This window comes from Mesorhizobium sp. L103C119B0 (assembly GCF_000502235.1).
Classification (GTDB): Bacteria; Pseudomonadota; Alphaproteobacteria; order Rhizobiales; family Rhizobiaceae; genus Mesorhizobium.
Genome location: NZ_AYXE01000023.1, coordinates 38,726 through 58,788, shown reverse-complemented (window position 1 = coordinate 58,788; position 20,063 = coordinate 38,726). Strand labels below are relative to the sequence as shown.

Annotated in this window: 19 protein-coding genes and 1 tRNA gene; 8 read left to right on the top strand and 12 right to left on the bottom strand. The window is 62.3% G+C overall.

All coding sequences use genetic code 11. The features are described from left to right. Positions 1–112 precede the first annotated feature (112 nt). Positions 113–4,894, bottom strand: coding sequence for a glutamate synthase large subunit (gltB, locus tag X728_RS139635; protein WP_023832926.1), 4,782 nt, complete (start codon positions 4,892–4,894; stop codon positions 113–115). 509 nt (positions 4,895–5,403) lie between these two features. Between gltB and X728_RS139640 the strand changes: the two genes are divergently transcribed. Further along, positions 5,404–6,453, top strand: a complete 1,050-nt coding sequence (locus X728_RS139640; protein WP_023832925.1) for a low specificity L-threonine aldolase — start codon at positions 5,404–5,406, stop codon at positions 6,451–6,453. 18 nt (positions 6,454–6,471) lie between these two features. After that, positions 6,472–7,368 (top strand): MBL fold metallo-hydrolase, encoded by an 897-nt coding sequence (locus X728_RS139645; RefSeq protein ID WP_023832924.1) that lies wholly within the window; start codon positions 6,472–6,474, stop codon positions 7,366–7,368. Here the strand turns inward: X728_RS139645 and X728_RS139650 are convergent. Both X728_RS139650 and X728_RS139655 read right to left on the bottom strand, forming a co-directional pair. Further along, positions 7,365–8,129, bottom strand: a complete 765-nt coding sequence (locus tag X728_RS139650) for a sulfite exporter TauE/SafE family protein (protein ID WP_023832923.1) — start codon at positions 8,127–8,129, stop codon at positions 7,365–7,367. The two genes, X728_RS139645 and X728_RS139650, sit on opposite strands and share 4 nt — an antisense overlap. 157 nt (positions 8,130–8,286) lie before the next feature. Then, the gene (locus X728_RS139655; RefSeq protein ID WP_023671202.1) at positions 8,287–8,754 is read right to left on the bottom strand and encodes an Hsp20 family protein; all 468 of its coding nucleotides are present in this window, start codon (positions 8,752–8,754) and stop codon (positions 8,287–8,289) included. A 458-nt stretch (positions 8,755–9,212) separates the two neighbouring features. On the opposite strand from X728_RS139655, the gene X728_RS139660 reads away from it, so the two are divergent. From X728_RS139660 to X728_RS139670, 4 genes are all read left to right on the top strand, one after another. Continuing rightward, positions 9,213–10,172 carry an alpha/beta hydrolase gene (locus X728_RS139660; protein WP_023704020.1) on the top strand — a complete coding sequence of 320 codons (960 nt, stop codon included), beginning with the start codon at positions 9,213–9,215 and terminating at the stop codon, positions 10,170–10,172. 164 nt (positions 10,173–10,336) lie between these two features. Further along, complete coding sequence (locus tag X728_RS1000000171140; protein WP_023704021.1) at positions 10,337–10,492, top strand: hypothetical protein; 156 nt, start codon at positions 10,337–10,339, stop codon at positions 10,490–10,492. A 3-nt stretch (positions 10,493–10,495) separates the two neighbouring features. After that, positions 10,496–10,729: a DUF1127 domain-containing protein gene (locus tag X728_RS139665; RefSeq protein WP_023671199.1), complete on the top strand. Its 234-nt coding sequence runs from the start codon at positions 10,496–10,498 to the stop codon at positions 10,727–10,729. Positions 10,730–10,854: 125 nt separating this feature from the next. Beyond that, positions 10,855–11,685: an AraC family transcriptional regulator gene (locus X728_RS139670; protein WP_023704022.1), complete on the top strand. Its 831-nt coding sequence runs from the start codon at positions 10,855–10,857 to the stop codon at positions 11,683–11,685. A gap of 12 nt (positions 11,686–11,697) precedes the next feature. On the opposite strand, the gene hisN is transcribed toward X728_RS139670, so the two are convergent. Beyond that, a complete protein-coding gene (gene hisN / locus X728_RS139675; RefSeq protein ID WP_023671197.1) occupies positions 11,698–12,471 on the bottom strand; it encodes a histidinol-phosphatase in 774 nt (257 codons plus the stop codon). 335 nt (positions 12,472–12,806) lie between these two features. Continuing rightward, the gene (locus X728_RS139680; protein ID WP_023710935.1) at positions 12,807–13,748 is read right to left on the bottom strand and encodes an N-formylglutamate amidohydrolase; all 942 of its coding nucleotides are present in this window, start codon (positions 13,746–13,748) and stop codon (positions 12,807–12,809) included. Between the two features lie 164 nt (positions 13,749–13,912). Between X728_RS139680 and X728_RS139685 the strand changes: the two genes are divergently transcribed. Together X728_RS139685 and X728_RS139690 are read left to right on the top strand one after the other, a co-directional pair. After that, complete coding sequence (locus X728_RS139685) at positions 13,913–14,275, top strand: response regulator (RefSeq protein WP_023671195.1); 363 nt, start codon at positions 13,913–13,915, stop codon at positions 14,273–14,275. Between the two features lie 115 nt (positions 14,276–14,390). Further along, positions 14,391–14,465: transfer RNA gene (locus X728_RS139690), tRNA-Val, on the top strand. Positions 14,466–14,672: 207 nt separating this feature from the next. On the opposite strand, the gene X728_RS139695 is transcribed toward X728_RS139690, so the two are convergent. The 7 genes from X728_RS139695 to X728_RS139720 all read right to left on the bottom strand — a co-directional run bounded on the left by X728_RS139695 (position 14,673) and on the right by X728_RS139720 (position 19,839). After that, a complete protein-coding gene (locus X728_RS139695; protein WP_245260022.1) occupies positions 14,673–14,960 on the bottom strand; it encodes a DUF982 domain-containing protein in 288 nt (95 codons plus the stop codon). Between the two features lie 115 nt (positions 14,961–15,075). Further along, a complete protein-coding gene (locus X728_RS139700; RefSeq protein WP_348625649.1) occupies positions 15,076–15,498 on the bottom strand; it encodes a DUF982 domain-containing protein in 423 nt (140 codons plus the stop codon). 64 nt (positions 15,499–15,562) lie between these two features. After that, on the bottom strand, positions 15,563–15,838 hold the full coding sequence (locus tag X728_RS139705) for an Hsp20 family protein (protein ID WP_023832922.1): 276 nt from the start codon (positions 15,836–15,838) through the stop codon (positions 15,563–15,565). 406 nt (positions 15,839–16,244) lie between these two features. Then, positions 16,245–16,451 carry a hypothetical protein gene (locus tag X728_RS1000000169590; RefSeq protein ID WP_081732499.1) on the bottom strand — a complete coding sequence of 69 codons (207 nt, stop codon included), beginning with the start codon at positions 16,449–16,451 and terminating at the stop codon, positions 16,245–16,247. Between the two features lie 81 nt (positions 16,452–16,532). Continuing rightward, positions 16,533–17,501 carry a GDP-L-fucose synthase gene (locus tag X728_RS139710; protein WP_023832921.1) on the bottom strand — a complete coding sequence of 323 codons (969 nt, stop codon included), beginning with the start codon at positions 17,499–17,501 and terminating at the stop codon, positions 16,533–16,535. Between the two features lie 9 nt (positions 17,502–17,510). Further along, entirely contained in the window at positions 17,511–18,581 is a 1,071-nt protein-coding gene (gmd, locus tag X728_RS139715; RefSeq protein ID WP_023686427.1) for a GDP-mannose 4,6-dehydratase, read from the bottom strand. A 103-nt stretch (positions 18,582–18,684) separates the two neighbouring features. Beyond that, the gene (locus X728_RS139720) at positions 18,685–19,839 is read right to left on the bottom strand and encodes a dihydrodipicolinate synthase family protein (protein WP_023832920.1); all 1,155 of its coding nucleotides are present in this window, start codon (positions 19,837–19,839) and stop codon (positions 18,685–18,687) included. Positions 19,840–20,063: the final 224 nt, after the last annotated feature.

Here is a 20,063-nt window from a genome sequence, read left to right as displayed (position 1 = left end):
GGTTTTCGCACCCGTTAACCCCTTGAGGCAGCCGTGGCAACCTTGCATCCGAGGTCAAACTGTCGCTGAAAGTTCCGCCGGGAAGCCTGCGCCTCCCGGCAAGTCGAAAAACCTATTCCGCCGCCACGCCCATGCGCATGCGTTCCATCTCGATCAGCGCGCGGCGGTATTCGACCGGCATGATCTTGCGGAATTTCGGCCGGAAGGTCGTCCAGTCGTCGAGTATCTCGCGGCCGCGTACCGAACCGGTGAAATGGACGTGGTTCGAGATAAGCTGGTAAAGCCGTTCCTCGTCATGGGTGGTCATGTCGCCCGAGACGTCGACGCGACCCTTGTGGTCGAGGTCACCGCCATGATGCAGCAGCCTTTCCATCAGATCGTCTTCTTCCGGAACCGGCTCCAGCTCGACCATCGCCATGTTGCAGCGCGCGGCGAAATCGCCGGCCTCATCCAGAACATAGGCCACGCCGCCCGACATGCCGGCAGCGAAGTTGCGACCGGTCTGGCCGATGACGACGACGATGCCGCCGGTCATGTATTCGCAGCCATGATCGCCGACGCCTTCAACGACGGCGGCGACGCCCGAATTGCGCACCGCGAAGCGCTCGCCGGCGACACCTGCGAAATAGGCCTCGCCCTCGGTCGCGCCATAGAGGACGGTGTTGCCGACGATGATCGATTCCGCCGCGACGATCCTGGACTCCTCCGGCGGCCGGATGACGATGCGTCCGCCCGACAGGCCCTTGCCGACATAGTCGTTGGCCGCACCGACGAGATCGAACGAGATGCCGCGCGCCAGGAAGGCGCCGAACGACTGGCCGGCGGTGCCGGTCAGCTTCACCTGGATCGTGTCCTCGCGCAGGCCCTTGTGCCTGAAGCGCTTGGCGACTTCGCCCGACAGCATGGCGCCCGTGGAGCGATCGACATTGCGGATGTCGACCTCGATCTTGACCGGCTGCTTGCTTTCGAGCGCGGGCTTCGCCAGTTCGATCAGCTTGCGATCGAGTACATCGTCGATCGGGTGTTTCTGCCGTTCGGTCCAGTGCACCGCCTCATGCGGCGCGTCCGGCTTGAAGAACATCTTGCCGAAATCGAGCCCACGCGCCTTCCAATGCTGGATCATCTCGCGCTTTTCCAGCAGGTCGCTGTCGCCGATGATCTGGTCGATATGGGTGTAGCCCATCTCGGCCAGCAGCCCCCTCACCTCTTCCGCAACATAGAAGAAGAAGTTGATGACATGCTCGGGCGTGCCCTTGAAACGCTTGCGCAGAACCGGATCCTGCGTCGCGACGCCGACCGGGCAGGTGTTCAAGTGGCACTTGCGCATCATGATGCAGCCGGCCGCGATCAGCGGCGCGGTCGAGAAGCCGAACTCGTCGGCACCGAGCAGCGCACCGATGATGACGTCGCGCCCCGTGCGCAAGCCACCATCGACCTGCAGTGCAACGCGCGAGCGCAGCCCGTTCAGCACCAGCGTCTGGTGCGTCTCGGCAAGGCCCATTTCCCATGGACTGCCGGCATGCTTGAGCGAGGTCAGCGGCGACGCGCCGGTGCCGCCATCATAGCCGGAGATGGTGATGTGGTCGGCGCGCGCCTTGGCGACGCCCGCCGCAACCGTACCGACACCGACTTCCGACACCAGCTTTACCGAAACGTCGGCCGCCGGGTTGACGTTCTTCAGGTCGTAGATCAGCTGCGCCAGATCCTCGATCGAATAAATGTCGTGATGCGGCGGCGGCGAGATCAGGCCGACGCCGGGCGTCGAGTGCCGGACCTTGGCAATGGTCGCGTCGACCTTGTGGCCGGGCAGCTGGCCGCCCTCACCGGGCTTGGCGCCCTGCGCGACCTTGATCTGCATGACATCGGAATTGACGAGATACTCGGCGGTGACGCCAAACCGTCCCGAGGCGACCTGCTTGATCGCCGAACGTTCGGGGTTCTTGCCGCCGCCCGGCAGCGGCAGATAGCGGTCGGCCTCTTCGCCGCCCTCGCCGGTGTTCGACTTGCCGCCGATCTGGTTCATGGCGCGCGCCAGCGTCGTGTGTGCCTCGCGCGAGATCGAGCCGAACGACATCGCCCCGGTCGAGAAGCGCTTGACGATATCGGCCGCCGACATCACGTCCTCTATCGCCACCTTCTTGCGGCCGGTCTCTTCCGCAAGCTTGATCCTGAACAGGCCGCGTATGGTCTGGGCATGGGCCGTCTCGCTGTTGATCTGCGCGGAAAACTCCTTGAACGTCTCCCACGAGCCCTGACGCACGGCGTGCTGCAAGGTGGCGACGGCGTCGGGCGACCACATATGGGCTTCGCCGCGCATGCGGTACATGTACTCGCCGCCGACCTCGAGGCTGTTGCGCAGCACCGGATCGTTGCCGAAACCGTCGGTGTGGCGGCTGAGCGTCTCGGCCGCGACCTCGTCCAGGCCGACACCTTCGATCAGCGTCGCTGTGCCGGTGAAGTACTTCTCGACGAAATCCGACTTCAGCCCGATGGCGTCGAATATCTGCGCGCCGCAATAGGACTGATAGGTGGAGATGCCCATCTTCGACATCACCTTGAGGATGCCCTTGCCGATAGACTTGATGTAGCGCGAGACCACCTCGTAGGCGTCGACCTCAGCCGGCAGTTCGCCACGCTTGTGCATGTCGAGCAGCGTGTCGAAGGCAAGGTAGGGGTTGATCGCCTCGGCGCCGTAGCCGGCGAGACAGCAGAAATGATGCACTTCGCGTGGCTCGCCGGATTCCACGACCAGGCCGACCGCGGTGCGCAGACCCTTGCGGATCAGGTGGTGGTGCACGGCAGCCGTCGCCAGCAGTGCCGGAATGGCGATACGGTCGGGACCGACCTGGCGGTCGGACAGGATGATGATGTTGTAGCCGCCGGCGACAGCGGCTTCCGCCCGCTCGCACAGACGCTCGACGGCGCCCTGCATGCCGGCCGCGCCCTCGCTCGACCCGTAGGTGATGTCGATGGTCTTGGTGTCGAAACGGTCCTCTGTGTGGCCGATCGAGCGGATCTTTTCCAGATCGCCATTGGTCAGGATCGGCTGGCGCACTTCGAGCCGCTTGCGGCGCGAATTGCCGACCAAGTCGAAGATGTTCGGCCGCGGCCCGATGAACGAGACAAGGCTCATCACCAGTTCCTCGCGGATCGGGTCGATCGGCGGGTTGGTGACCTGGGCAAAATTCTGCTTGAAGTAGGTGTAGAGCAGCTTCGACTTGTCCGACATCGCCGAGATCGGCGTGTCCGTGCCCATCGAACCCACCGCTTCCTGGCCGGTGGTCGCCATCGGCGACATCAGCAGCTTGGTGTCTTCCTGGCTGTAGCCGAACGCCTGCTGGCGATCGAGCAGGCTGACATCCTTGCGCAGCGCGCGCGGCTCGACCGGCTTCAGATCCTCGAGGATCAGCTGCGTGTTGTTGAGCCAGGTCTTGTAGGGATGCCTGGTGGCGATCTCCGACTTGATCTCCTCGTCGGAAATGATGCGGCCCTTGGCAAGGTCGATCAGAAGCATGCGGCCAGGCTGCAGCCGCCACTTCTTGACGATCCTCTCCTCCGGCACCGGCAGCACGCCGGCTTCGGACGCCATGATGACGCGGTGGTCGTCGGTGACGATGTAGCGCGCCGGGCGCAGACCGTTGCGGTCGAGCGTGGCGCCGATCTGGCGGCCGTCGGTGAAGGCGACCGCGGCCGGCCCGTCCCACGGCTCCATAAGGGCTGCGTGGTATTCGTAGAAAGCCTTGCGGTCGGCATCCATCAGCTTGTTGCCGGCCCACGCTTCGGGGATCAGCATCATCATGGCATGGCTGAGGCTGTAGCCGCCCTGGAACAGGAATTCGAGCGCATTGTCGAAGCACGCCGTGTCGGACTGGCCGTCATAGGAGATCGGCCACAGCTTGGAGATGTTGTTGCCGAACAGTTCGGAATCGACCGAGGCCTGGCGCGCCGCCATCCAGTTGTTGTTGCCGCGCACCGTGTTGATCTCGCCATTATGCGCGACCATGCGGTAGGGGTGCGCGAGCTTCCATGACGGGAAGGTGTTGGTCGAGAAGCGCTGGTGGACGAGGATCAGCGCGGTCTCGAAACGCGGATCCGACAAATCCTTGTAATAGGCGCCGACCTGGTAGGCCAGGAACATGCCCTTGTAGACAATGGTGCGCGCCGATAGCGACACACAGTAGGCGCCGATATCCTTGTTGTTGTTCTCGGCGTAGATGCGGCCGGAAATCACCTTGCGCAGCAGGTACAGCCTGGCCTCATATTCCTCGTCATCTGGAATGTCTGATGTGCGGCCGATGAAGACCTGGCGATGGAACGGTTCGGAGGCCGCGATATCGGGCGCCTTCGACAGCGATGAATTGTCGACCGGCACGTCGCGAAAGCCGAGCAGCGGCAGCCCTTCTGACTGCGCCGATTCGGCGATGATCTCTTCGATATGGGCGCGCAGTGCCGCATCCTGCGGCATGAACCAGTGGCCGACGCCGTATTGGCCTGCCGCCGGCAGTTCGACGCCCTGGGCCGCCATCTCTTCGCGGAAGAAATGATCGGGGACTTGCACCAGCACGCCGGCGCCGTCACCCATCAGCGGATCGGCGCCGACAGCGCCGCGATGCGTCAGGTTTTCGAGCACGAAGAGCCCGTCCTTGACGATCTGGTGCGACTTCACGTTCTTCATGTTGACGATGAAGCCGACGCCGCACGCGTCATGCTCGTTGCGCGGATCGTAGAGACCATGCGCCGACATTCCATTGGTGGTTCGGCCGTTGGTGGTCAGGCCGTTGATGGTTCGCCGGTCATTTGCCAAAGGTGCATTGGTCAGAACGGCATCTTTAACGGCTGCCGCTTTCGTCTGCGCGGCCCGGCCGATAATCGCAGATGGCGTCAGTTCCGTCATCGTCCTGTCCTCCGTTCCGGCCCCTTGCACGTCTAGCGTTTGGGGCGCTGGTCTACCTTGGGAAGCGACTGGCTTCCGCTCTCATTCTTGCGGCACGTCTTTTCGAAATCCTTGGCGGACCGTGTGGTGCGCCGCCGGTTCGTATCCGGTATCGTACAGGCCACAGCCGAGCCGTCTACCCGTCGCTCGCGGCAACGGCCGGAGTGGCCCAAATGATACGCCAATCCAGCCTGACTTGTGCGACAAAATAAGACAGCACTACTGTCCTAAATTTTTATGGCAGAAATCCTGGGCGCACACAAGACCGATTCACCAAATTCTTGGATGTTTGGCGACAGAAAATTACGTCAGGCGATGTCGAAACGAAATTTCGGTCCCGGCACTCCTTCGTGATCGCCTTTGGCTTTACCGCTTTTTCAGCCCTTGGCCCTTGCGCGTCAAACCCCGAAACGGCCATGGTCGCGCTCTTGTCGCAACCAGACTTTCTCAACCAGACAGGGACTTTCCTGATGTTCTTTGCATCCGACAACTGGGCGGGCGTCCATTCCAACATTGCCGCCGGGCTGTCAGCCAATGCCGGCGGCTTTTCGACCGCCTATGGCGATGGCGATCTCGACCGCGCCGTCTACCAGCGTTTCAGCGAGATCTTCGAACGCGAGGTCGCGGTGTTCTTCGTCGCTACCGGCACGGCGGCCAACTCGCTGTCCCTGGCCGCTTACAACAAGCCCGGCGGCATTTCCTTTGCGCACCGCGAATCGCACATCATCGAGGACGAATGCGGCGCGCCGGAATATTTCAGCGGCGGCTCGCGTCTCCATGCTGTCGACGGCGCCCTGGGCAAGATCGATCCGCACAATCTTGAACGCGCCGTCGCCCGTTTCGCATCCGAAATCGTCCATTGGGGACGCCCGACGGCCGTCTCGATCACCCAATCGACCGAAGTCGGCACAGTGTACGGGCTCGACGACATTTCCACCATTTCGGAGGTCGCCAAACGCTTTTCCCTGCCGCTGCATATGGACGGCGCCCGTTTTGCCAACGCATTGGTCGCGCTTGAGACGACGCCGGCCGAAATGACCTGGAAGCGCGGCGTCGACATCGTCTCGTTCGGCGGCACCAAGAACGGCTGCTGGTGCGCCGAAGCGGTGGTGCTGTTCGATCTAGACCGCGCCAAGGAGTTGTCCTTCCTGCGCAAGCGCGCCGCACAGCTGTTCTCCAAGTCGCGCTTCATCGCAGCGCAGTTCGACGCCTACTTCACGGACGGCCTGTGGCTGGACACGGCCCGTCATGCCAATGCCATGGCCGCGCGCCTGGCGGCTGCGATCGAGGATTCGGCAACGGCGAAGCTCGCCTGGTTGCCGCAGGCCAACGAGGTGTTCGCGGTGATGAAAAAGGCGGAAGCCGAAAGGCTGCAATCCGTCGGCGCAGCCTTTTACGACTGGCACAGGCCGCACGGCTTCGACGGCCATGTCGGCGAGGACGAGTTGCTCTATCGCTTCGTCACCAGCTTTGCCACGACTTCAGATGAGGTCGATCGCTTCGGCCAGATGATCGCCTGAACCCGCGAGACCGCGCCAATGACAAAGCCACCTCTCGGCTCAACCATGCGGCTGGTTCGCCCGGCGCCAAACGTGCTCGGCTTCTATGATGGCCGCGTTGACGGCGTTCGCGCCTGGTCGGACGAGCCGAACTGGCTGGACGACGGCGCCTATGCCCTCGGCATCTGCACCTATGCGATCGTCGATGGTTCGCAGGCGCTTGTCTACGACACGCATATTTCGCTGCCTCACGCGCGCTTCATCAGGCAGACGCTCGAAGACATGGGCGCAACATCGATCCGGGTCGTGCTCAGCCACTGGCATGACGATCATATTGCCGGCAATGAGGTGTTTCAGGATTGCGAGATTATCGCCAACACGCTCACCGCCTCGGCGCTCGCGAACAACCGGGCTGAGATCGAAAGCGGTGTTCCACCGATCAAGCCTCTCGTGCTGCCGAACAGGACCTTCGCAGGCAGTCTTGACCTCGCCGTTGGATCGATCGCCGTCGAACTGCGTCAGGTCGAAATCCACAGCCATGACGGCACGGTGCTGTTCATGCCCGAAACCGGCCTGCTCCTGGCGGGCGACACGCTCGAGGATCCGATCACCTATGTCAGCGAGGCGGATCGGCTGGCGCAACATCTGGTCGATCTCGAACGCATGGCCGGCTGGTCGATAGACCGCATCTTGCCCAATCACGGCTCGCTCGAAGCGATTGAGCGAGGCGGCTACGACAAAGGCCTCATCGCCGCGACGCAAGCCTACGTTCAAAAACTGCTTCGCTGCCGGCGTGAGCCTGATCTTGCGAAGCAGGATCTGAAAACCTGCGGCGCCGACATGTTCGCCACGGGCGCGGTCGAGTACTTCGCGCTGTACGAGCCCGTCCACCGGCAAAACGTCGAGGCCGTTCTCGCAACCGGTACCGATCGCTAAGCAAGGAAAGGCCGCGCCAAAAGCTCGAGGCCAAGCAAGATCAGGAAAACAAGAAACCAGCGCCGGAAGGTCGCCGGGCTGATCCGCTGCCGGAGCAACTGTCCGAGCCACATGCCGAGCAAGGCCGGCGCAACCGCCAGCGACGACATGGCGACATGCCCGACCTGGAACGCGCCGTGCGAGGCAAGGCCGGCAGCGAGCGCGATCGTCGACACGGTGAAGGACAGGCCGAGCGCCTGGATCAGATCGTCACGGCTCAAGCCCAGCGCCTGAATGTAAGGTACAGCGGGCACGACGAACACGCCGGTGCCGCCGGTGACGATGCCGGTAAGGAAACCGACGATGGGCGACGACCAGCGCTCGGCTGACGCGGGAACCGTCAACTGCCGCGCCAGCAGCGTATAGACGGCATAGACGATCAGCGCCGCCCCGAGGCCGGCCGTCGTCCATTTGACATTGTCGCTGGCCAGCAGCCATGAGCCGGCCAGCGTGCCGGCGACGATGCCGACCATCATCAGCCACAGCCGACTGAGGATCCATCCGAAGCTCGGGCCGGCAAACAGCTGCCAGATATTGGTGACGAAGGACGGCACGATCAGCAGCGAAGCCGCGGCGACCGGCGGCATGATTGTGCCCAGCAGCCCCATCGCCAACGTCGGCAGTCCCATACCGGTAACGCCCTTGACGATGCCGGCCAGCAGGAAGGTCACCGTAATGGTTGCCGTTAGGGCCAGGGAAAAATCAGCCGAGAGATCAGACATCGCCCTTCATGGGAAGACGGCGCCCGCCGCAAAAGAGCCAGAACTCTTCGGTTGGGGTGACAGAGGCTGCGGCGAAAAAAAGCGGCGCCTCGCGGCGCCGCTTTCGTCTCGGGAGGAAACGCTTTTAACCTTGGGCGTTGTGACGCCGCCGTCTTGATCACGCGGCGTTCTTGGCCTCGATCTGCTTGGCGTTGGCCGAAGAGGCGGTAATCGCGATTTTGCGCGGCTTCAGCTCCTCGGGGATGTTGCGCTTAAGGTCGACGAAAAGCAGGCCGTTCTTCAGCGTGGCGCCGACGACCTCGACATGGTCGGCAAGCTGGAAGCGGCGCTCGAACGAACGCGAGGCAATGCCGCGGTAGAGCAGCTCGGAGCCTTCGCCATTGCCCTCTTCCTTGCGCTCACCCTTGACGGTCAGCACGTTGCGGTGGGCTTCGATCGAAATCTCTTCGTCCGAGAAGCCGGCAACCGCCATCGAGATGCGATAGGCGTCCTCGCCGGTGCGCTCGATGTTGTAGGGCGGATAGGTCTGCGCGCCATCGGGCTGGGCCAGCGAGTCGAGCATGGTGAACAGGCGGTCGAAGCCGACGGTCGAGCGATAGAGCGGGGAAAAATCAACGTGACGCATGAGGTGTTCTCCTGTTGAGCAACATGTTTGCGTGTGGCCGGTGCGAAACCCTGGAAAGGCGTTTCGGGTGGACCAGCAGCCCCGACATCGGCGGCTGCATCCGACATTTGGGGAGCGCAAAAGCTCATTTCAAGGATTTTTGAAGAGCGCCAATCGAGGCGTCGATGAACGGCAGATGAACCGCTGCTTCGGCGCCCGTTCAGCCGGCCGGCGCTAGAGTGCCCCCAGGATAAAGAACCAGGCGGCGCCGGATGAAAGCGCCGCGACGAGGCCGACCGGGTGTAACGTCCCTTCCTCCCGGATCGACAGAGGCCGGAAGCACGCCGCCGCAGGCTGCTTCCGGCCTTGCTTGTCGTTCGTCCGCCCCCTTGGCGTCCTCCCTTTGCTTTTCATCCATTGGCGTCTATCACCATGCCGACGCCCTGCCGGGTGAGACACCACGAAGACGCAAGCGCCTAATGACGGATCTCTTCCATCCCACGCCAGGCAATCCGCCGCCGCAAAATGTCGCCGGCGGCTTTTTCACCACGCGCGACGGCAAGAAGATCCGCTACGGCCTGTTTGCCGCGGTCACTCGGCCGCTGAAAGGCACCGTCGTGCTGCTGCCCGGCCGCAACGAGTGCATCGAGAAGTATTTCGAAACCATCCGCAACCTGACCGACCGCGGCCTCGGCGTCGCCACGCTCGACTGGCGCGGCCAGGGCGATTCCGACCGGCTGATCGCCGACCCGCAACGCGGCTATGTCCGCTCCTTCTACGATTACACCGGCGACCTCGAACAGTTCTTCGAGGACATCGTGCTGCCCGACTGCCGCGGCCCGTATTACATCCTCGCCCATTCGATGGGCGCCGTGATCGCGCTGCTCGCGGCGCCGTCGATGGTCAACCGGGTGCGTCGAATGGTGCTGATTGCGCCTTTCCTGACGGTGCCCGACTCGCCCGTGTCGGCAAAAACGGCGCGCCGCGTCTGCTCGGTATTGTGCTTTCTCGGCCTCGGTCGGCTCTACGCCGCCTGGGGTCCGCGTCCCAGGGAAACCCTGCCCTTCGCCCTCAACAAGGTGACATCGGACCCCGGGCGCTATCAGCGTAACACGAAAATCTACGAGCACTATCCGCAACTGGCGCTCGGCGGGCCGACGATCCGCTGGCTGCAGGCGGCAATCAAGGCAGGCGAAGCCATCAGCGAGCCCGACTTCATGGCCAGGATCCAGGTGCCGCTGCTGATGATCGCCGCCGGCGCCGATCAGGTCGTCTCGACCAAGGCCGTGGAAGCCTACGCCAGGCGTCTGCGCCTCGGCTCGCTGCTGATGATCGATGGCTCGAAACACGAGATCCTGCAGGAGGCCGATGTCTATCGCGAGCAGTTGCTCGCCGCCTTCGACGCCTTCATACCCGGCAACGACGACCCCACAGCCTGATGCCGCCGGCGCTGCATGTTACGGCGCCTTGAGCTTGCGCCTGCTGACAGCCTTCTGTCAGGAGCAGCGCCGGCAGCACACAAAGAGCTAAAGATTCTGACAGCCGGTGCCGCCCCGGAATGCTCATCTCTCCGTGTCGAACCGAACGCCAAGGAGATGACGTCATGACCGAGAAAACCTGCGCTGCCTGCGATTGCCAGCTGGACGCCAATCCGATCCGCGTCAAGGTCGGCGGCAAGACCGTCGAGGTCTGCTGTGAGGAATGCGCGATTGCGCTGAACGAAGCCGGCGCATCAGTGGCCGGCAACGGGGAAGCCTGAGCGATGCGCCCCGATCATGCAGCGCAATGCCTCGCACATCAGCCGACAACTCAAACCGCGACGTTCCGGCGGTCCTTGCGGACACAAGGCATCGCGGCGGCCAACTGGATCGGCCGTCAACTGGAAAGGCGCCGAAGCCGCCTTGCCTTGCTCGAAATGACCGACGAACAGCTCAAGGACATCGGCCTGTCGCGCAGCGACGCTCACTGCGAATACATGCGCCGTTTGTGGGACTGAGCCATGGCCGCACGAAGGGCCTGACAGGTGAAGTCTCCTGACAGGTTTGGACAAGCCAATCGCCTAATGTGCCGGAGCAGCTTTCGGCGCAAGGGTAGAATGCAACGGCCATGTCTCAGCTCACCATGTCGCAGTTCACGGTACAGACGCTTCTGGACACCGGCACCGTCAGGGTGAGGGATGTCCTCTGCAGCGGCGAATGCCGGCACAAGAGCGAAGAAGAGTGCACCGCTGCCACGCATCTTGTGTTTCCCTACCGCGGCGTCTTCGTGCGCCATGTCGGCCGCAACGATGCGGTCGCCGAAGCCAACCAGTTGTTGTTCTTCAACAACGCCGAAGGCTACCGGATCAGCCATCCCGTCGAGGGTGGCGATTCCTGCCTCGATCTCGTTGTCGAGGAGGCGCAACTGCAGGAGTTGACGCCGAAGGAGCAGTTGCGCTCGGGCAGCGCCGTGGCGTTTCGTCGTCAGCGCCGCCGCATCGACCCGCGGGCTCAGGCGCTGGTGGCGGTGCTGCGCCACAGCCTGAGCCGCAACATTGCCGAAACGCTGGAGGCCGAAACCCTGGCGCTGACGCTGGTGCGGCGCTCCCTCGGCGAGCGCACCTCGCATGCCGCCGGCGCCAGCGCTGGCCGGCAGAAGCTGGTCGATCGCGCCAAGCTCGTCCTGTCCTCGGATCTTTCGCGGCGCTGGACGCTGGCCGAGATCGCCGCTGAAGTCGGGGTATCACCGGTTTATCTCACGCAGGTTTTCCAGCAGGTCGAGGCGATGCCGCTCTATCGCTACCATCTGCGCCTGCGGCTGGCGCGCGCGCTCGACCTGCTTGGCTGCTACGACAATCTGACCACGCTCGGCCTGGACCTCGGCTTCTCCAGCCACAGTCATTTCAGCTCAGCGTTCAGGCAGGTCTACGGGCGAACGCCGGCGGAATTCCAGCGCTCGATCAAGCCGCGCTGATCGGGTCGACTATCAGCCGCGCAAGGCTGCCATTGCAGCCGCGTGAAGCTCCGGCGTTGCGGCGGCCAGGATGTCGCCGCCCTTTTCCGCCGGACCGCCCTCGAATGTGGTGACGACGCCGCCGGCCTTTTCGATGATCGGGATCAGCGCCACGATGTCGTAGGGTTTCAATCCGGGATCGGCGACGATGTCGACGCTGCCCGAGGCAATCATGGCAAAGGCGTAGCAATCGGCGCCGTAGCGGGCGAGCTGGATCTGTTTCTCGAACGCGTCGTAGCGGGTGCGCGCCTCGCCCTTGAAAAGCGCCGGCGTGGTGGTGAACAAGGTCGCCTCGTCAAGCTTCGTCCTCTTGCGGGTCGACAGCTTCCGCGGCCCGCCGGGGCCTTCGTAGTGGGAGCCGGAAGCGTTGGCGTAGAACAGCTCGCCGGTGAAGGGCTGCGCCATCATGCCGGCGACGGCGTCACCGTCGACCGTCAATCCGACCAGCGTTCCCCACACCGGCAAGCCTGAGATGAAGGCGCGGGTGCCATCGATCGGATCGATCACCCAGACATGCCTTGAGGAGATGTTTTCGCTGCCATGTTCTTCGCCGAGGATACCGTGATCGGGATACTCAGCCGAGATCAGCGCCCGGATGGCGCGCTCGGCCTCGCGGTCGGCCTCGGTGACCGGGTCGAAACTGCCTTTTTCCTTGTTGGCCACCGCGCCCTGTGCGCGGAAACGCGGCAGGGTTTCAGCCGCCGCCGCTTGCGCGATCCGGCGCATGAAATCGATGCTGATGTCCACGTGATTCTCCCGCATTGCAGAGTGCCAACCGGTCTGGCGGCACTTTCCCGCCAAAACAAGCCGGTTTATCGATTTATCAGAGACATCAGCGTTGCCGAAATGTCACACATCGGGACCATCGAAACGCATTTTCACATCAGAGTGAATTAAAAAGCGTGGGATCGATTGACATTTGTGCATCGCACAATAAATTTGTTCTCGGACAGGTTTTCCTGTCCATGCCCTCCTTGGGCGTTTCCTCCCTAGACTTCGACCGTGTCGTGCAAACGATGCGGTCTTTTTTTACGCTGCGGGATGGCCAGCGCGGGATTGCATGAACAGCCGCCGCTCCGGCGTCATTCGGCGGCCAGTGGCAGGTCGACGAAGTGGTGGTCGGGCATCGCCATCAGGTCGGCCGAAAAGCGCGCCATATCGTCGGCCAGCGCATCGAAGCCGGCCGATTTCTGGAACGTCCGCTCATTCATGTAGAGGCCGCGATTGACCTCGATCTGCAGCGCATGCAGGTGGCGCGCCGGCCGGCCGTAATGCTCGGTGATGAAACCGCCTGCATAGGGTTTGTTGTGGGCGACGGTGTAGCCCATGCCGATGAGCAGGCCGATCGCCGTTTCGGTCAGGGCCGCCGTGGCCGAGATGCCGAAACGGTCGCCGACGATGAAATCCGGCCGCAGGCCGCTGTCGCCCACCCTGATGCTCGCCGGCATCGAATGGCAGTCGATCAGCACGGCATAGCCGAACCTGGCATGGGTTCTGGTCAAAAGCCGCTTCAGCGTCTCGTGATAGGGTTTGTAGACCGCCTCTATACGCTGGACGGCCTCCGCCAGCGGCAGACGGCCGGAATAGATGTCGAGCCCCTCACCCACCAGCTTGGGCACGGTGCCGAGCCCGCCGGCAACGCGCGCCGAGCGGATGTTGCAGAAGGACGGCACCGGCTCGGCGAACATGCGCGGGTCGAGTTCCCAGGGCTCGCGGTTGACGTCGAGGTAGGCGCGCGGAAAATTCGCCGCCAGTATCGGCGCGCCCAGCGCCACCGCGCCGCCGAACAGCTCGTCGACATAGCAGTCCTCGGAGCGGCGGATGGCGTTCCGGTCGAGCCGCGCCATGGCCAGGAAGCGGTCTGGATAATAGCGGCCGCTATGCGGTGAGTTGAAGACGAAGGGAACGCGCTGCTCGGCGCCCGATCGGATTTCGAAGGGTGGAACGACCGAAAAATCTTCGGCTGCCGTCGTCAATTTGAACGAACCCGGAAACAGCAATGCATCATGATGGGAAACTGCCACCTCATCGGCCGCATGTCCAGCATTTCGGCATGTCAGGAACCCCGTCAAATCAGGATTAATGCAGCCAACGTTCACTTGATGTTTACCGTCAGCTCCTCATATACAGGATGGTTAACGGGCTTGCCGGACGGCAGGCTCGGCTGGGGTGATTCGGACGGGACAAGATGGCACGCATTCTGCTGGCGGAAGACGACGACGACATGCGCCGGTTCCTGGTCAAGGCACTGGAGCGGGCCGGCTATCACGTCAGCGATTTCGACAATGGCGCCAGCGCCTACGAGCGGCTGCGCGAAGAACCTTTCTCCCTGCTGCTGACCGATATCGTCATGCCGGAGATGGACGGCATCGAACTCGCCCGCCGCGCCACCGAGATCGATCCCGACCTCAAGGTGATGTTCATCACCGGTTTCGCGGCCGTCGCGCTCAACCCCGATTCCAAGGCGCCGAAAGACGCCAAGGTGCTGTCCAAGCCCTTCCACCTGCGCGATCTCGTCAATGAGGTCGAAAAAATGCTTCAGGCCGCCTGAAGCGCGCACAGTGTGATCTCGCCGCTTCGTCGGCGGCGCGGCAAAACGAGCCTTTCTTTCCCTTTTCCGGCTATTGACGCGCTGGACCAAAAATGGTGTATGCGCGGCTTCGGATGGGCGTGTAGCTCAGCGGGAGAGCACTGCATTGACATTGCAGGGGTCACAGGTTCAATCCCTGTCACGCCCACCATCCTTTCAATAACTTAGCCAAGCCCGTTTTTGGCGCACCCCTTCGACGACTTAGCCGGTAAGGCGGCCACCGCTTGTGGCAGCCGCCTCGTGTTTGTGGACATTCTAATGCATGGCGCTCAAAAGTGGCCCCGGTTTTGAGACGACGACATGCATAAAAACAAAGACCTAAAGCGCGTCGCCTGAGTCCGTTCAAACGCGACGCGCTTTAGACGTGGTGCGGACTTAGCGTCCTTGAAGGCGCAGGCTCGATGCCGTCCTCCATAAGAATATCCTTCTTGCGAGCGAACGCGACGAAGACGCCTCGTGCTGTCTCGGGTTCCACATCACCAATCAGAGCGGCTTTGCAAGCGCGAATAGCAGCTCTCTGCTCCGGGCTGTTGCCACACCATTCGGCTGCGAATTGATAGGCATCCGCGACCGTGTTGAGTTGGCGGGGAAAGCCCAATCCCACCCACACCCGGACTGGCTTTTCAAAAGGTTTCGATAGCATCATGACCTCCTTTCCTAATGCATGTCACCCAGAAGTATGCCGCGGTTCTGGGACAACGACATGCATCAAAACAAAGACTTAAAGCGTGTCGCATGAATCGGTTTCAGCGCGACGCGCTTTAGGCAGTCACTCCTCCGCCTTCGCCACCTCTGCCCATCATCCACGGCATTGTCGTGGATACTTCCTCAAGGATTCTGGCTGCTTTCGCAAAACCGCTGAACGCTTCTCTGGCTGCGGAAAGCGGATAATCGCTATCGAAAGCTCGCTGGCAGGCCCGCAATGCGGTTTGGTGAATGGGGCCGCGCCTGTCCTTCGGCCATTCATAGAGGAACTCCAGAGCGTCCTCGAGACACGTGATTTCCTGAACAAGGTTGTCGCCGCTTTTCACGAAAACGGCGCTGTCAAACATCCGATCGTTCATATGATCCTCCAAATTGAACGAACCATTGAGTTTCATGGTTTGCGCGGTCCAGGCCAACTGCAGGCGCGCGACAGAGGCGCGCCAGTACGTCCTGCAGTGATCATCTTCGTTTCTCCGCAATCACAGCCTCCCGGCCGGAACCGGGAGGCGGACCCGCAGTTCAAAGTGTGACAGATCGACAGGATTACGCGGCTTTACGCGCGCGGTCCGTGTCTTGCGTGATCTGAGTGGCGGCCGTTGGCGTGTCGCCGACGCCGATGCTAATGCGGCGCGGTTTCAGCTCTTCGGGAATCTCACGGACGATTTCGATCGAGAGGAGGCCATTCTCCAGTTTGGCTGCCTTGATCTTCATGTGGTCGGCAAGCTTGAACGTCTGCCTGAAACTGCGATAGGCGATGCCCTGGTGNAAAAGCCGGTCGAAACCGACGGTGGTCCGATAGAGGGTATCAAAGGTTCTCATAGCCACATCCTCCTTGAAGCAACATGGGTACAAGGACGCCGCCCCGTGCGGCGCCGCCATTTTTTGCCGAGCCTTATGGCCTTGGCGGAAATCGAATTAGGAGGCGCCCCAAATGAGTTCAAGAGCATCTCGAATTTTTTTTAGTAGCATCCTCCCATCGACGGAAAGCGAAATCTGAGTTTCTCCAGGACCTTCCCTTCGAACAGTCGAACAGCCCCTTGAAGTACAGATCCGGCGGGAAGTTTTCGCGCGATCTGCGCGACCGCATCGTCTACTGCCCCGCCGTCCCGTTTCGTACTCAAATGCCGGCCAGCAAGGAACCGGGTAGCGGCCTTCCGATCCGTAAATCCACCCTGTCGGAGGGCGAAACGTCCCGGCACGTGCCGGGACGTTTCAGGCTCGCGGATCATTGCGGCCGCGGATCGGGCCTGTCGGGCTTGTCATGAGGGGCGTTGCTGCCTTCACGGCACGGGGTGCCGATGCCGCAGCATTTGCCGTTGTAGGTGACACCGGGCTTGGTCTTCTCGCATTCCCTCGGCGGTGCCGTCTGACACCCTGCCAGCACCGAAACCGCGATGGCGGCGAGAAATGCGTTTCTTGAAGTGATAAACATTGACGTTCTCCTTGATGGACCGTGTTTGCTACACACCGCTTGGTCGCGGGCGGCAGCGAAATGGTTCAAGGAAAATTGGAATCAGGCCGCGCCGAGGCGGACATCACCCTTCTCAACATGGTTGAGAAACCACGCATACGTCTGTTCCAATCCACCGCGAAGTGCGTAGCGCGGGCGCCATCCCGTTGCAAACAGTCGCGAAACATCCATCAACTTGCGCGGCGTGCCATCTGGCTTGGTCGTATCGAAGGCGATATCAGCCTCGACGCCGGCGACCGATGCGACGGTCTGGGCAAGCTCGGCAATGGTGACATCCTCGCCCGAACCGACATTGACGTGGCTGTCGCCGGCATAATTCTTCAACAGCCAGACCAAGGCATCGGCGGCGTCGTCGACATGCAGGAATTCACGCCGTGGCGTGCCCGAGCCCCAGACCTCGAGGCTGTTGCCGCCGCTCAGCGCCAGCGCATGCGCCTTTCGCATCAGGGCCGGCACGACATGGCTGGACTGGAGATCGAAATTGTCGCCAGGACCGTAAAGGTTGGCCGGCATCGCCGAGATGTAGTCGACGCCATGCTGGCGCCGATAGGCCTGGCACAGTTTGAGCCCGGCGATCTTGGCGATCGCATACCATTCATTGGTGGGTTCGAGCGGACCGGTCAGCAGCGCGTCTTCCCTGATCGGCTGCGGCGCGAGCTTTGGATAGATGCAGGACGAGGCGAGAAACAAAAGCTTGCCGACCTCGCTGCGAAAGGCGCCTTCAATGACATTGCCCTGCATAACCAGGTTTTGCTGCAGGAAATCGACAGGGAACCGGTCATTGGCCAGGATACCGCCGACTTTGGCGGCCGCCATCACCACCGCATCCGGCCTGTGCTCGGCCATCCAGCGCCGCACCCCTGCCTGGTCGAGCAGGTCGAGCCTGTCGCGCGATATGGTGAGTATCTCGCAGTCCTCGCTCGCCAGCCGGCGCACGACGGCCGAACCGACCATGCCGCGATGCCCGGCGACGAAGACACGCTTGCCTTTCAGATCAAATGTCGCGTCCATGAACCTGCCTCACGCAGAACGGCTGTTCTGCCGCGTGCCGCCGGCGGTGCGCGCCAGATCGGCCTGCACCATTTCCGCCACCAGATCCCTGAAGCCGGTCGTGTGCGACCACCCCAGCCTGGCTTTGGCCTTGGCGGGGTCGCCGAGCAGCAGGTCGACCTCGGTCGGCCGGAAATAGCGCGGATCGATGCGCACCAGGACAGTGCCCGAACCGGCATCGACACCGACTTCATCGACACCCTCGCCTTGCCAGCGGATGGTGCGTCCGGTCTCGGCAAAAGCCAGTTCGACGAATTCGCGCACCGAATGCGCCTCACCGGTCGCCAGCACGAAATCGTCGGCTTCACTGTGCTGCAGAATGCGCCACATGCCCTCCACATAGTCGCGCGCATGGCCCCAGTCACGCTTGGCGTCGAGATTGCCGAGATAGAGCGTGGCCTGAAGGCCGTGATGGATCGAGGCGACGGCCCGCGTGATCTTGCGGGTGACGAAGGTTTCGCCGCGTGTCGGGCTTTCGTGGTTGAACAGGATTCCGTTGGCGGCGAACATGCCGTAAGCCTCGCGGTAGTTGACCGTGATCCAGTAGGCGTAAAGCTTGGCCGCGGCATAGGGCGAGCGCGGATGGAAGGGCGTCGCCTCGCTTTGCGGGACCTCGCGCGCCTTGCCGTAAAGCTCCGACGTCGATGCCTGATAGAAGCGCACCGACTTCTCCAGGCGCAGGATGCGGATCGCCTCGAGCAGCCTGAGTGTTCCCAGCGCATCGGCATTGCCGGTGTATTCCGGCGTCTCGAAACTCACCTGGACATGACTCTGGGCGCCGAGATTGTAGATCTCGCCGGGCTGTGTCTCCTGCACCAGGCGAATAAGGTTGGTCGCGTCGGTCAGGTCGCCATAATGCAGGAAGAAACGCGCACCGCGCTCGTGCGGATCGACATAGATGTCGTCAACGCGCTCGGTGTTGAACGAGGACGAGCGGCGTTTGACGCCATGGACAATATAGCCCTTCTGCAGAAGCAATTCTGCGAGATAGGCCCCGTCCTGCCCGGTAACCCCGGTGATGAGCGCCACTTTTTCCGTCATTGCCGCTCCGTCCGCATCCAATCCCGGCAACCGAATACAGATTTGGCGCGAGAACGCAAATCCCCATACGGGGGACAGGTTTCAGCCAGCGATTGTGTCGTTCTCAGGCACCTGCAACCGCGCAGAAATGCTTCATCCTGGCCAGCGCAAGCTCGGGATCGGCGAGCAACCCTGCCTGGTCGGCAAGGCGGAAGATGTCGGCATAGTGCAGGATGCCGCGCGCCGACTGCATGCCGCCGACCATGGCGAAATGGTCCTGATGGCCGTTGAGCCAGGCAATGAAGACGATGCCGGCCTTGTAATACTCCGTCGGCGCCTCGAAGATCTTGCGCGACAACGGCACTGTCGGCGCCATCAGCGCGTCAAAGCCGGCGCGGTCGCCGTCAGCCAGTTTCGCGAGCGCCGCACTGGCGACCGGCGCGATGGCGTCGAATATGCCGAGCAAGGCGTGCGAGTGCCGCTTCCCGTCGCCGGCAATCAGTTCGGGATAGTTGAAATCGTCGCCGGTGAACATGACGACGCCTTCCGGCAACCGGTTGCGCAAGGCAACTTCCTTGCCGGCATCGAGCAGGGAAATCTTTATCCCCTCGACCTTGCCGGCATGGCGCTCGATGATGGCGACGACGGTGTCGAGCGCGGCCTCGAAATTGCCGCTGCCCCAATAACCTTTCAGTGCAGGATCGAACATGTCGCCCAGCCAGTGCAGGATGACCTTGCCGGATGCCTGGCTGAGGATGCGATCGTACACCCTGATATAGTCGTCCGGACCCTTTGCGACCGCTGCCAGCGCCCGGCTGGCCATCATGATCGCCTTGCCGCCCTCGCCTTCAATGAAAGCGAACTGCTCCTCATAGGCGGCGATCACATCTTCGAGTGATCTCGAATTGGCCGGCGCCAGATGATCGGTGCCGGCGCCCGAGGCGAGGTCTGCGCCTTCGACGCTGTGCGCCTCGGCGATCGAGCGCCGGATCAATTCCTGCGCATTCGCCCAGTCGAAACCCATGCCGCGCTGCGAGGTGTCCATCGCCTCGGCGATGCGGAAGCCAAGCCGCCACAAATGATGCCGAAACGCCATCGTCTTGTCCCAGTCGACCGCAGGCTTCGACCAGGGGTCGGTCATCGCGAAAGGGTCGGCGACGACATGGGCCGCGGCATAGGCGATGCGCGGGAAAACCGCACCGATTACGGGCTCGACCGGACTGCCCGCGAGCTTGTAGCTGACGCGGCCGCCATTCTGCGTAGGCAGGGTGATATCCATGGCAACCTCCGTCTTCGGCACCCTATAAATGGAACGTTCCAATAAATCAAGGAACTTTATGATTCCGGCGATTGAACCGGGCCAAACGTTGAAGAAGGCAAAGAGTCCTTGCTAGGAACCACATTCATCACCTTTTCGACCTCCGCAAGAATCCCGATTGACTCTCGTTTGGCAGAGTGATTAGAACGTTCCAATAGATTTTCTCATTCAGGCGGAGGAAACTA

What these genes read in the sequence shown, in the direction of transcription:
- gltB (WP_023832926.1), bottom strand. Translation starts at nt 4,894, where the DNA reads ATGACGGAACTGACGCCATCTGCGATTATCGGCCGGGCCGCGCAGACG.
- X728_RS139640 (WP_023832925.1), top strand. Translation starts at nt 5,404, where the DNA reads ATGTTCTTTGCATCCGACAACTGGGCGGGCGTCCATTCCAACATTGCC.
- X728_RS139645 (WP_023832924.1), top strand. Translation starts at nt 6,472, where the DNA reads ATGACAAAGCCACCTCTCGGCTCAACCATGCGGCTGGTTCGCCCGGCG.
- X728_RS139650 (WP_023832923.1), bottom strand. Translation starts at nt 8,129, where the DNA reads ATGTCTGATCTCTCGGCTGATTTTTCCCTGGCCCTAACGGCAACCATT.
- X728_RS139655 (WP_023671202.1), bottom strand. Translation starts at nt 8,754, where the DNA reads ATGCGTCACGTTGATTTTTCCCCGCTCTATCGCTCGACCGTCGGCTTC.
- X728_RS139660 (WP_023704020.1), top strand. Translation starts at nt 9,213, where the DNA reads ATGACGGATCTCTTCCATCCCACGCCAGGCAATCCGCCGCCGCAAAAT.
- X728_RS1000000171140 (WP_023704021.1), top strand. Translation starts at nt 10,337, where the DNA reads ATGACCGAGAAAACCTGCGCTGCCTGCGATTGCCAGCTGGACGCCAAT.
- X728_RS139665 (WP_023671199.1), top strand. Translation starts at nt 10,496, where the DNA reads ATGCGCCCCGATCATGCAGCGCAATGCCTCGCACATCAGCCGACAACT.
- X728_RS139670 (WP_023704022.1), top strand. Translation starts at nt 10,855, where the DNA reads ATGTCGCAGTTCACGGTACAGACGCTTCTGGACACCGGCACCGTCAGG.
- X728_RS139685 (WP_023671195.1), top strand. Translation starts at nt 13,913, where the DNA reads ATGGCACGCATTCTGCTGGCGGAAGACGACGACGACATGCGCCGGTTC.
- X728_RS139695 (WP_245260022.1), bottom strand. Translation starts at nt 14,960, where the DNA reads ATGATGCTATCGAAACCTTTTGAAAAGCCAGTCCGGGTGTGGGTGGGA.
- X728_RS1000000169590 (WP_081732499.1), bottom strand. Translation starts at nt 16,451, where the DNA reads ATGTTTATCACTTCAAGAAACGCATTTCTCGCCGCCATCGCGGTTTCG.
- X728_RS139710 (WP_023832921.1), bottom strand. Translation starts at nt 17,501, where the DNA reads ATGGACGCGACATTTGATCTGAAAGGCAAGCGTGTCTTCGTCGCCGGG.
- gmd (WP_023686427.1), bottom strand. Translation starts at nt 18,581, where the DNA reads ATGACGGAAAAAGTGGCGCTCATCACCGGGGTTACCGGGCAGGACGGG.
- X728_RS139720 (WP_023832920.1), bottom strand. Translation starts at nt 19,839, where the DNA reads ATGGATATCACCCTGCCTACGCAGAATGGCGGCCGCGTCAGCTACAAG.